Below are 11,492 nucleotides of genomic sequence, written 5' to 3'. Positions count from 1 at the left end.
GCTTCCTTCGTACTCACCCTCTCGGGCTTTCCTCCGGGCGCTTCCCTTCGGTGTCTCCGACTCTATCAGACCGTTTCCGACCCGATTTCCTCGGTTGCTTTCCAGGTTTCCGCTTCCGCGTTTCTCTTTCCGGCGGTTCCGACTCTATCAGATCTTCTTCTTTCTCGACCTGACCCCCAGTCAGCGGGGTTCGCCTTCCCGGCCCTTCGGCCGTTCCGACGAGTGAGACATTAGCGGATTCCCTGCTCCCGAGCGAATCGGGGGCCTGCGTCCTTTCGAACGCGGATTCCTCATTCCGCAAACACGCACGACGCGAATACGACGGCAGACGCAGACAGAGTCATACGACTGTCGTCGAGGTGGAGTGTGTACTTGCGGAGTGGCTGCCCGGGGACCGACCGGAGTCGGCTCTCACGTCGGACAACCCGCAGAACGATACGGATCTCCCCAGGGCGTGTCAACCGTTCCCAGCGACGGGATCGCGGGAGTAGGGTCCGGGACCGTGACAACGCGTTCGTGTGCCCGGCAGTGGTGGCCCGCCTGACGGCGGCCGCGCTCACACACGACGCATGCAACGGCCGCCGCCTCGGCGGCCGTTCTCGTCTCTCCCCCAGAAATCCGGGAGCCGGCCCGCCGAGGTCGGCGGCCGCGACCTGGAAGCCTGGAAGAGGGAGCAGCGATGACGAGGGTCTTCAGCGGGATCAAGCCGACCGGGCACCTGACGCTCGGCAACTACTTGGGCGCCATGCGCCGGTGGGCCGAGACGGACCAGCATCAGGCGGACGCGCTGTTCTGCGTGGTCGACCTGCACGCGCTGACCGTGGACCACGATCCCGCGCGGGTGCGCAGGCTCAGCCGGCAGGCGGCGACGCTGCTGCTGGCGTCGGGGCTGGACCCGGAGCGGTGCACCGTCTTCGTGCAGAGCCATGTGGACGAGCACGCGCGGCTGTCGTATCTGCTGGAGTGCGTGGCCGCCGACGGCGAGATGCGGCGGATGATCCAGTACAAGGAGAAGGCCCGGCGCGAGGAGGCGCGGGGCGGCAGTGTCCGGCTGTCGCTGCTGACGTACCCGGCGCTGATGGCGGCGGACATCCTCGCCTACCGCACGGACGAGGCGCCGGTCGGCGACGACCAGACGCAGCATGTGGAGCTGGCCCGGGACCTGGCCGTGCGGTTCAACCAGCGCTACGGGCAGACGTTCACGGTGCCCAGAGCGACCCCTCCGAAGGTGGCCGCGCGGGTGATGAACCTCCATGACCCGGCGTCGAAGATGGGCAAGTCGGACGACACCGGGCCGGGCGTCGTCTATCTCCTGGACGAGCCGGACGCGGTGCGCAGAAAGATCATGCGGGCGGTCACCGACGACGGGCGGGACGTCGTGTACGACCGGCGGGAGCGGCCGGGCGTGGCGAACCTGCTGGAGATCCTGGCCGCCTGCGCGGGCGGTGAGCCGGAGGATCTGAGCGGCGGCTACGCGTCGTACGGCGCCTTGAAGAAGGACGTCGCCGAGGCCGTGGTCGAGGCGCTCGGGCCGTTGCGGCGGCGGCACCGCGAGCTGTGCGCGGACCCCGGGTACGTGGACGGGGTGCTGCGGGCGGGGGCGGAGAAGGCCCGGCGGATGGCCCGGCCGACCGTGGACGCGGCGTACCGGGCGATCGGGCTGCTGCCGCCCGCCTGAGAAGGGGGGTGTCCGCCTGAGAAGGGGGCTGCCCGCTGAGAAAGGGGAATGCCCGCTTGACAAGGGGGGTGTCCGCCTGAGAAAGGGCTGCCGCTTGTGAGAGGGGGCGTCAGGCGCGGGTGCGGGGGTCAGCCGTTGCCGGAGGCCAGCGCGCGGCTGCGGTCGCGGGCGGCCTCCAGCGCGGCGATGAGGGCGGCCCGCACCCCGTGGTTCTCCAGCTCGCGGATGGCGTTGATCGTCGTGCCCGCCGGGGAGGTGACGTTCTCGCGCAGCCTCACGGGGTGCTCTCCGCTGTCGCGCAGCATCACCGCGGCGCCGATGGCGGACTGGACGATCAGCTCGTGGGCCTTGTCGCGGGGCAGGCCGAGCAGGATGCCCGCGTCGGTCATGGCCTCGACCAGGTAGAAGAAGTACGCCGGGCCGGAGCCGGAGAGGGCGGTGCAGGCGTCCTGCTGGGACTCGGGGACGCGCAGCGTCTTGCCGACGGCGCCGAAGATCCCCTCGGCGTGGGCGAGATGGTCGGCGGTGGCGTGGGTGCCGGCCGAGATGACGGACATGGCCTCGTCGACGAGGGCCGGAGTGTTCGTCATGACCCGCACCACCGGGGTCCCGGCGGCGAGGCGGCCCTCGAAGAAGGAGGTCGGGATGCCGGCCGCGCCGCTGATGACCAGGCGGTCGGCGGGGACGTGGGGAGCGAGTTCGTCGAGCAGGGCGCCCATGTCCTGCGGCTTGACCGTCAGGATCAGCGTGTCCGCGGTCTTCGCCGCCTCGGCGTTGGTGACCGGGGTGACGCCGTGGCGGGCGCGGAGCTGCTCGGCCCGCTCGGGGCGGCGGGCGGTGACCAGGAGGTCGGCGGGCGCCCAGCCGGCCCGGATCATTCCGCTGAGCAGGGCTTCGCCGATCTTGCCGGTGCCGAGGACTGCGACTTTCTGGCTCATGGGCTCATCCTCGCACCGGCGGAGCGCGCCCCGGCGTCTCGTCCGGCTGACGGACGGCGACGGCGCGTCTCTCGTGCGGCCGCGGCTGCGGCCGCACGCCGTGGCCATGGTCGCGGCCGCCCACGGTCACGGCTACGGCTACGGCGTGCGGCGGCGGAGGGTGGCGGCGCCCAGGCCCAGGACGAGCAGGGCGCAGCCGGCCACGATCAGGGCGTCGCGGACGAAGGCCGCTGTTACTTCGGCGTGGCGCACGACCTCGTTCATGCCGTCGACGGCGTAGGACATGGGGAGGACGTCGGAGACGGCTTCCAGGGCGGGGTGCATCTGGGAGCGGGGGGTGAACAGGCCGCAGAGCAGGAGCTGGGGGAAGATCACGGCCGGCATGAACTGGACGGCCTGGAACTCGGAGGCCGCGAAGGCGGAGACGAACAGGCCGAGGGCGGTGCCGAGCAGGGCGTCGAGGAGGGCGACCAGCAGCACCAGCCAGGCGGAGCCGGTGACGTTCAGGCCGAGCGCCCAGAGCGCCAGGCCGGTGGCGAGGGCGGACTGGACGATCGCGAGGGCGCCGAAGGCGAGGGCGTAGCCCGCGATGAGGTCGGCCTTGCCGAGGGGCAGGGCGAGGAGGCGTTCGAGGGTGCCGGAAGTGCGTTCGCGCAGGGTGGCGATCGAGGTCACCAGGAACATCGTGATGAGCGGGAAGACGCCGAGGAGCGAGGCGCCGATGGCGTCGAAGGCGCGCGGGCTGCTGTCGAAGACGTAGCGGAGCAGGACCAGCATCACGCAGGGGACCAGCAGCATCAGGGCGATGGTGCGGGGGTCGTGGCGGAGCTGGCGCAGGACGCGGACGGCGGTGGCGGCGGTGCGGGAGGCGCTGAGGGCGCGGGCCGGTGCGGGCGCCGCCGCGGTGGGGGCGGGGGCGGGGGCGGTGCTCATCGTGCGGTCTCCTCGGCTCGTACGGTCTCCTCGGCTCGTACGGTCTCTTCGGCTCGTACGGTCTCTTCGGCTCGTACGGTCTCTTCGGCTCGTACGGTCTCCTCGGCGCGGTCCGCAGCCTCGTCGACGAGGTGCAGGAAGGCCGCTTCGACGGTGTCGGCGCCGGTGCGGGCGCGCAAGGCTTCGGGGGTGTCGTCGGCGAGGATGCGGCCCTCGCGCAGGAGCAGCAGGCGCTGGCAGCGTTCGGCCTCGTCCATGACGTGCGACGACACCAGGAGCGCGGCGCCGCGGACGGCGGCGATGTCGTGGAAGAGGCGCCACAGGTCGCGGCGCAGCACGGGGTCGAGCCCGACGGTGGGTTCGTCGAGGACGAGCAGGTCGGGGGCGCCGAGGAGGGCGACGGCGAGGGAGACGCGGCTGCGCTGGCCGCCTGAGAGGTTCCCGGCGAGGGCGTCGGCGTGACGGGTGAGGTCGACGTCGGCGAGGGCCCGGTCGACGGCGGCGTGGCGGCGTTCGGCGGCGGTGGCGTCCGCTCCGCGCGAGCGAGCGCGTGTGCGTGAGCGCCAACGCGGTGACGTGCGGCCGGGGTCGAGGATCGCGGCGAAGTAGTGCAGGTTCTGGCGGACGGTCAGGTCGTCGTAGACGGCGGGGTGCTGGGTGACGTAGCCGACGCGGCTGCGCAGGGACGGGTGGCCGGCGGGGCGGCCCAGGACGTCGAGGGTTCCGCTCACCTTGGCCTGGGTGCCGGCGATGGCGCGCAGGAGGGTCGACTTGCCGCACCCGGAGGGGCCGAGCAGGCCGGTGATCCGGCCGCGCGGGACGGTGAAGTCCAGGGCGTGCAGGACGGTGCGGGCGCCGCGGACGGCGGTGAGGGCTTCGGCGCGGACGGCCGGGGCGTGTGAGTCGGGCGGGGTCTGTGCGTGGGGCGAGGTGTGCGGGTCGGGTGGGGTGTGCGTCCCGCGCAGGTTATTCATCACGTGATGAATAATTGACGCGGGAGCAGCCGTCGTCAAGGGGCGGGGGCGGTCTCCGGCTTGACGGCGACGAGGAGGAGGACGTCGTAGCACTCCTCGATCACGCCGTCGGGGAACAGCGCCAGCAGGTGTGCGCGCTCCTCGGCGAGGAAGGCGGCCCGGCGCTCCTCCGGCGCGATCAGGAAGACCGAGTGGCTGGAGATGTTGGCGAGGTGGGTGTCCAGCGGGACGCGGCGGCACCAGCGCACCTCGCGGTGGGCGAAGGCGAGCTCGCCGCTGGGGTCGGCGAGTTCGGTGCGCAGGGCCTTCCTCTCCGCGGCGGCGTCGACGCCGGCGAAGCGGGCGGCACGGCGGGCGGCCTCGGCGATCCACTCCACGTCCAGGTCCTCACGGTTCCACCACAGCGCGAGCGCGCCGCCGGGGCGCAGGACGCGCAGCGCCTCCGGGACCGACCGGGCCGGGTCGGTCCAGTGCCAGGACTGGGCGTACGTGAGGAGGTCGAGACTGGCGTCGGCGAGCGGGAGCGCGTTGCCGTCGCCGCGCACCACCGGGATGCCCGGGTGGCCGCTGCGGAACTGGGCCGCCATGCCCTGGCCGGGCTCGACGGCCAGCACGTCGGCGCCGCGCTCGTGCAGCAGGGCGGTCGAGATGCCCGTCCCGGCGCCGACGTCCGCCACCCGCGCCCCGGCGAGGGGGCGGCCGGCGAGTTCCTCGACGGCGTCCAGGAGGGCGGCCGGGTAGGAGGGGCGGTTGGCCGCGTACAGGAGGGCCGCGTCGTTGAAGGAGCGGGCGCGGGCGGCGCGCGGGCCGCCGGGGCCGGGGGCGGGCGAGAGGGGGGCGCTCATACGGCCATGATCGTGCGCCGGGCCGCCGCCTGGCGAGGGCGCCCGTGGGCCGGGGCCGGTCAGGAGCGGCGGCGCTTCCTCGCCGGGTCGCCGCTGCGGCGGGCGCCTCGGCGCGCGTACCGCTCCTGGGCCTCCCGGTACTCCTCGCGGTGCAGTCCCTCGCCGGGAGCCTCGGTGAGCGAGCGGAAGAAGTAGGCGAGCAGGGAGCCGATGAAGCCGATCGCGAGGAGGCCGCGCAGCGACGCCTGCCGTTCCGGGTCAGGGCGCCGGGTGAAGCCGTCCCAGGTGTGCCGGAAGGCGAGGGCGCTGCACACGGCGAACATCGCGATCACCAGGAACAGGACGAAGGCGCCGGAGTCGGCGATCCGCAGCCCTTCGTACGCGAAGCGGAGCACGAGGCAGGCGGCCGCGGCGGCCAGCAGCGATCCGACGGCGACGCCGGCCCGGCGCGCCGCGTAGCCGCCGTCGTGGTCCACCCAGGTCGTGCCGAAGAAGCGCAGGGGGTCGGGGCGGGGGCCAGCGGGTTCGGCGGAGCTGGGGGACCCGACGGAGCCGGTGCGGTCGGCGGACCCGGCTCGGGCGGCAGGGCCAGCTCCGTTGGCAGAGCCAGCTCGGTCGGCGGGGCCAGCTCCGTTGGCAGAGCCAGCTCGGTCGGCGGGGCCTGGGGCGCCTGCGGGAGTGTCCGGGGTGCCGTTCTCGTCGCTCACGGGACGATTATCGCTCCGGAGGGGGCGGGGCTCCGGGCGGGACTGATGAGGTCGAGAGCTGTGGGCCCCCCGCCGCCGGTCGCCGGTCGCCGGTGAGGCTCGCAGGCGGCGGAGTGGGAACGTGCCGGTTCCGGGCGAGACGCGCGGGGGCCGGGCCAGACCCACTGGCCGTGGGCGGCGCCCGCGGGCTCCGGGTGGAGTCCGCGAGCGCCGGGCTCGGCTCGTCGGGCCGCTTCGGGCGGCCGGGCGGGTCAGCCGCAGTGCGGGGCCACGTAGCCGTCCGCTCCCGTGTGCACGTAGGCGTCGGAGACGTACTGGCCGGCGCCTATGCAGTCCCAGATGTCCGACGTCCCGTAGGGGCCGGTGACCGTCGTGCCCGGGGTCTGGCAGAAGAGCGTGACCTGGGCGCCCTCGGGCAGCACGCGCACCACGCTGTAGCCGGTGCCGGGGCCGCTGCGGACGTTGAGGCGGACGCCCGGCGCCACCGGGTAGGAGCGCGCGGCGGCCGCGGCGCCGGTCGCGACCGCCTGGCGCTCGCCGTCGTCCGCGACGCTTTCGGCATGATCGATGGACATGGATGACCTCCCCCGTAGAGCCCCATGAACGCCATGGGCCCCGTTGATTCCCGTGGACCACGCTATGAAACACGTGTGCGCCGCTCGTACGGAACGCGGGCCAGCCGCCTCGGTCTTGCGAAGGGCATCGACTAGGCTCCGTGCGTCGCACGCGCGGACGAACAGCACGGGGGTGGTCCATGACGCCGCAGCGCGCCGGTGGGCCGGACGCGGGAGCGGACGTTCCCGCATACGCCGGTCACTACCGGCTCGAGGCGTGTCTCGGCGCGGGCGGGATGGGGGTCGTGCATCTGGCCCGCAGCACCTCGGGGATGCGGCTCGCGGTGAAGGTCGTGCACGCCCAGTTCGCGAGAGACCCCGAGTTCCGGGGGCGGTTCCGGCAGGAGGTGGCGGCGGCCCGGAAGGTCAGCGGGGCGTTCACCGCGTCGGTCGTCGACGCCGACCCCGCGGCCGAACGGCCGTGGATGGCTACCCTGTTCATCCCCGGACCCACGCTGGCCGAACAGGTGAAGCGGCACGGGCCGATGGCCCCGGCCCAGGTGCGGCGGCTGATGGCGGGGCTCGCCGAGGCGCTGCGGGACATCCACCGGGCGGGCGTGGTGCACCGGGACCTCAAGCCGAGCAACGTGCTGCTCGCCGAAGACGGCCCCAAAGTCATCGACTTCGGCATCTCCCGGCCCAAGGACAGCGAACTGCACACGGAGACGGGGAAGTTGATCGGGACGCCGCCGTTCATGGCACCCGAGCAGTTCCGGCGGCCCCGGGAAGTCGGGCCCGCCGCCGACGTCTTCGCGCTCGGGTCGGTGCTGGTGCACGCGGCGACCGGGCGCGGGCCGTTCGACTCCGACAGCCCGTACATCGTCGCCTACCAGGTCGTGCACGACGAGCCCGACCTTACCGGTGTGCCGGGCGAACTGGCCCCGCTGGTGCGGCGCTGCCTGGCCAAGGAGCCCGAGGAACGGCCCACCCCGGACGAGCTGATGCGCGAACTGCGGTCGGTGGCGGCCTCGTACGACACCCAGGCGTTCGCGTCGGAGCAGCGGACGCCGACCGGCGCGGCGCCGTGGCCCGCGTCCCTTCCCGACCTCGGGTCCGGGTACTTCTCCGCGGGCGCCGAGGACGACGGCGCGGCCCCGGGCGAGCGGGAGGACCGCCGGCCGTGGCGGCGTTTCGGGGCCGACGGTCGCGGGGCCGGCCTGCCGCGTCCTGAACGACCGGGCTCGAAGCGGCACTTGGGCAAGCGGGTCGCGCTGGCGGCCGGGGCGGTCGGGCTGCTCGCGGCCGCGGCGGTCGGCGTGGCCGGTGCGGTCGGGTGGTGGGGCGACGGCGGCGGCGCGGCCGCGGCCGCGACCGGGCGGCCCGCGCCCGCCGGGTTCGACGGGTGGCGGTCCGCGCCGGTGTCCCGGCGGCCGGGTGCGCCGCAGTGCGCCTCCGGCTACGGGATGCTGTTCTGCGCGCAGTCCGACGCGGTCTTCGCCCTCGGCGCGTCCGACGGCCGGGAGCGCTGGCGGCGCCCGGTCCGTGCGGCCGGGGCGATGACGCCGGTGCTGTCGGGCGGACTGGTGCACGTGGTCACCGCGGAGGGCCGCCGCCTGGAGGCGCTCGACCCCGCCTCGGGGGAGCTGCGGGCGCAGCGGGACCTGGACGGGCGGGGCGGCTGGACGTTCGCGGGCGACACGCTGGTGCTCTCGCGCGCCGACGGCACGCTCACCGGCGTGGACGGCGTCTCGGGCGCCCGGCGGTGGCGCAGGCGCGTCGCGGGCTACGGGCTGCCCTCGCTCGCCGTGTTCCCCGGCGACCGGCTCCTCTACGCGACGAGCACCTCCGACGACGGCGCGCGCACCCGGGTCACCGCCGTGGACCCGGGCACGGGCGCCGTCCGCTGGGACGTGCGGCTGCCCGGCATGCTGCGGCCCGTCGGCGCGGAAGAAGGGGCGCGGGGCGCGCTCGGCGGGCGTTCCGGCGAGTCCGTCGGTTCGGACGGTGCGGGCGGCTCAGGCGGTTCCGGCGGTGCGGGCGGCTCAGGGGGTACGGGCGGCTCGGGCGGCTCAGGGGGTACGGGCGGCTCCGGCGGTTCGGGTGGCTCAGGCAGTTCGGGCAGCTCAGGCAGTTCGGGCAGCTCAGGGGGTGCGGGCGGCCCAGGGGGTGCGGGCAGCTCCGGCGCCTCCGTCGTCCTCCTCGGCCTCGATCCGGTCACCGGGGACGCCGAGGCGGTGCTCCGCTACGTCCCCGGGGCCGGGGCGCCGCGCCGGGTGGCGCTGCCGTACCGCTTGCAGAGCCCGCAGGCCGAGGTGCGCGGCGCGGTCGTGCACCTACTGGCGGCCGGGGGCGCGCTGGAGGCCGTCGACCTGGCCGCGGGCAAGCCGCTGTGGAGTCTGGAGACCGCCGTGAGCCGCGGCTCGGCGCCGGTCAGCGACGGCCGGCACGTGTTCGTGCTCGCCGCCGACGGACGGCTGCTCGCCGTGGACGCGCGGACGGGACGGCTCGCCGGACAGACGCCGCCGCGGCTCGGCGCCCACGCCGACCGGGTGCCGGCCTCCCTGGCGACGCCCGTGCTGTCCGCCGGGCACGTCTTCGCGGGCGCCCCCGACGGCACGGTGTTCGCCGTGGACGGACGGGACCCGTCCTCCTGGTGACGTCCCTCGGGCCCGTCCTCCTGGTGACGTCCTTCTGCTGACGTGCCTCTGGTGACGTGCCTCTGGTGACGGATGCGGGGCCGCCCTCCGGGCGTCCGGTGGGCGGCCCCGCATCCGTGTCGGCTCAGCCCAGCTTGGACACGTCCCGTACGGCGCCGCGGTCGGCGCTCGTGGCCATCGCCGCGTAGGCGCGCAGGGCCGCGGAGACCTTGCGGTCGCGCTTCTTCGGCGCGTACACGCCGTTCAGCGCCTGCTCGCGGCGGGACAGCTCCTGCTCGTCGACCAGCAGCTCGACGGAGCGGCCGGGGATGTCGACGCGGATGCGGTCGCCGTCCTCGACCAGCGCGATCACGCCGCCGGAGGCCGCCTCGGGCGAGGCGTGGCCGATGGACAGCCCGGAGGTGCCGCCGGAGAAGCGGCCGTCGGTGATCAGGGCGCACGCCTTGCCCAGGCCGCGGCCCTTCAGGTACGAGGTCGGGTAGAGCATCTCCTGCATGCCGGGGCCGCCCTTGGGCCCCTCGTAGCGGATGACGACGACGTCGCCCTCCGTGATCCGCTGGGTGAGGATCTTCTCGACGGCCTCCTCCTGCGACTCGCAGACGACCGCCGGGCCCTCGAAGGTCCAGATCGACGGGTCGACGCCGGCGGTCTTCACCACGCAGCCGTCGACCGCGAGGTTGCCCTTGAGGACCGCCAGGCCGCCGTCCGCGGAGTAGGCGTGCTCCTGGGAGCGGATGCAGCCGCCCTCGGCGTCGGTGTCCAGGACCTCCCAGCGCTCGGACTGGGAGAACGCCTCAGCGGAGCGGACGCAGCCGGGCGCCGCGTGCCACAGCTCGACGGCCTCGGGGGACGGGGAGCCGCCGCGCACGTCCCAGGTCTTGAGCCAGTCGGCCAGGGAGGGGCTGTGCACGGCGTGCACGTCCTCGTTGAGCAGCCCGGCCCGGTGCAGCTCGCCGAGCAGGGCCGGGATGCCGCCGGCGCGGTGCACGTCCTCCATGTAGTACGTGCGGTCCCCGGCGACGTTCGGGGCGACCTTGGCCAGGCAGGGGACGCGGCGCGAGACGACGTCGATCTGCTCCAGGCCGAACGGGACGCCCGCCTCCTCGGCGGCGGCCAGCAGGTGCAGGATCGTGTTGGTGGAGCCGCCCATCGCGATGTCGAGCGCCATGGCGTTCTCGAACGCGGCGAAGGTGGCGACGCTGCGCGGCAGCACCGTCTCGTCGTCCTGCTCGTAGTGGCGGCGGGTGAGGTCCATCACCGTGCGGGCCGCGTTCTCGTACAGGGCGCGGCGGGCGGTGTGGGTGGCGAGGACCGAGCCGTTGCCCGGCAGGGACAGGCCGATGGCCTCGGTGAGGCAGTTCATCGAGTTGGCGGTGAACATGCCCGAGCAGCTTCCGCAGGTCGGGCAGGCGTTCTCCTCGATGCGGAGGATGTCCTCGTCGGAGATCTTGTCGTTGGCCGCGTCGGCGATCGCGTCGATCAGGTCCAGGGTGCGGACCGTGCCGTCCACCAGCGTGGCGCGGCCGGACTCCATGGGGCCGCCGGAGACGAAGACGGTCGGGACGTTCAGGCGCAGGGCCGCCATCAGCATGCCCGGGGTGATCTTGTCGCAGTTGGAGATGCAGATCAGGGCGTCGGCGCAGTGCGCCTCGACCATGTACTCGACGCTGTCGGCGATCAGGTCGCGCGAGGGCAGCGAGTAGAGCATGCCGCCGTGGCCCATCGCGATGCCGTCGTCGACCGCGATGGTGTTGAACTCGCGCGGGATGCCGCCCGCCTCCCGGACCGCCTCGCTCACGATCCGGCCGACCGGCGCGAGGTGCGTGTGGCCGGGGACGAACTCGGTGAAGCTGTTGGCGACGGCGATGATCGGCTTCCGGCCGATGTCCGCACCGGGTACACCGGAAGCGCGCATCAGGGCGCGGGCGCCCGCCATGTTGCGGCCGTGGGTGACTGTGCGGGACCTCAGCTCGGGCATCGTCGCTCGCTCCTTACGGGAGGGTTCTGCCGGAGGGGCCGCCGGAACGTCGCGGCGGCGCGGCAGAGTTCTGACGCAGTCGAGCGTACGCCGGTCATCCACGGGGCGGGACGCACTGTCCGGGATATGGGACGCGTGTCTCGGAGGGATGGCGGGCGGACGGTGGGTGGGGCACCCGCGTCCGGGGCGGCCGCCGGGGGCCGTGAAGCTGCCGCGTCCGGGGCGGTT

The 11,492-nt window shown here is 74.2% G+C and carries 9 protein-coding genes; 2 read left to right on the top strand and 7 right to left on the bottom strand.

Annotation, left to right across the window (positions count from 1 at the left end; genetic code table 11):
* Positions 1–679 precede the first annotated feature (679 nt).
* On the top strand, positions 680–1,678 hold the full coding sequence (gene trpS, locus ABZ861_RS30375) for a tryptophan--tRNA ligase (protein ID WP_361636879.1): 999 nt from the start codon (positions 680–682) through the stop codon (positions 1,676–1,678).
* Positions 1,679–1,806: 128 nt separating this feature from the next.
* On the opposite strand, the gene proC is transcribed toward trpS, so the two are convergent.
* From proC to ABZ861_RS30345, 6 genes are all read right to left on the bottom strand, one after another.
* Positions 1,807–2,616, bottom strand: coding sequence for a pyrroline-5-carboxylate reductase (gene proC, locus ABZ861_RS30370; RefSeq protein WP_361636876.1), 810 nt, complete (start codon positions 2,614–2,616; stop codon positions 1,807–1,809).
* Between the two features lie 138 nt (positions 2,617–2,754).
* Complete coding sequence (locus tag ABZ861_RS30365; RefSeq protein WP_361636873.1) at positions 2,755–3,549, bottom strand: ABC transporter permease; 795 nt, start codon at positions 3,547–3,549, stop codon at positions 2,755–2,757.
* Positions 3,546–4,523 (bottom strand): ABC transporter ATP-binding protein, encoded by a 978-nt coding sequence (locus ABZ861_RS30360; protein ID WP_361636870.1) that lies wholly within the window; start codon positions 4,521–4,523, stop codon positions 3,546–3,548. The genes ABZ861_RS30365 and ABZ861_RS30360 overlap by 4 nt, the downstream gene beginning before the upstream one ends.
* 35 nt (positions 4,524–4,558) lie before the next feature.
* A complete protein-coding gene (locus ABZ861_RS30355) occupies positions 4,559–5,368 on the bottom strand; it encodes a class I SAM-dependent methyltransferase (RefSeq protein ID WP_361636867.1) in 810 nt (269 codons plus the stop codon).
* Positions 5,369–5,427: 59 nt separating this feature from the next.
* Positions 5,428–5,868: an EamA/RhaT family transporter gene (locus tag ABZ861_RS30350; RefSeq protein ID WP_361636893.1), complete on the bottom strand. Its 441-nt coding sequence runs from the start codon at positions 5,866–5,868 to the stop codon at positions 5,428–5,430.
* Positions 5,869–6,326: 458 nt separating this feature from the next.
* Positions 6,327–6,650, bottom strand: a complete 324-nt coding sequence (locus ABZ861_RS30345; RefSeq protein WP_361636864.1) for an SH3 domain-containing protein — start codon at positions 6,648–6,650, stop codon at positions 6,327–6,329.
* A gap of 179 nt (positions 6,651–6,829) precedes the next feature.
* Here ABZ861_RS30345 and ABZ861_RS30340 point away from each other — a divergent pair, with 179 nt between their 5' ends.
* Positions 6,830–9,286: a PQQ-binding-like beta-propeller repeat protein gene (locus ABZ861_RS30340; protein WP_361636861.1), complete on the top strand. Its 2,457-nt coding sequence runs from the start codon at positions 6,830–6,832 to the stop codon at positions 9,284–9,286.
* A 124-nt stretch (positions 9,287–9,410) separates the two neighbouring features.
* Here the strand turns inward: ABZ861_RS30340 and ilvD are convergent, their stop codons facing one another.
* A complete protein-coding gene (gene ilvD / locus ABZ861_RS30335; RefSeq protein WP_361636858.1) occupies positions 9,411–11,264 on the bottom strand; it encodes a dihydroxy-acid dehydratase in 1,854 nt (617 codons plus the stop codon).
* Between the last annotated feature and the right edge of the window lie 228 nt (positions 11,265–11,492).

The organism is Streptomyces sp. NPDC046985, assembly GCF_040644415.1.
Lineage (GTDB): Bacteria > Actinomycetota > Actinomycetes > Streptomycetales > Streptomycetaceae > Streptomyces.
Note: the sequence above shows the minus strand (reverse complement) of the source record. Positions and strands in the feature narration are given on the sequence as shown.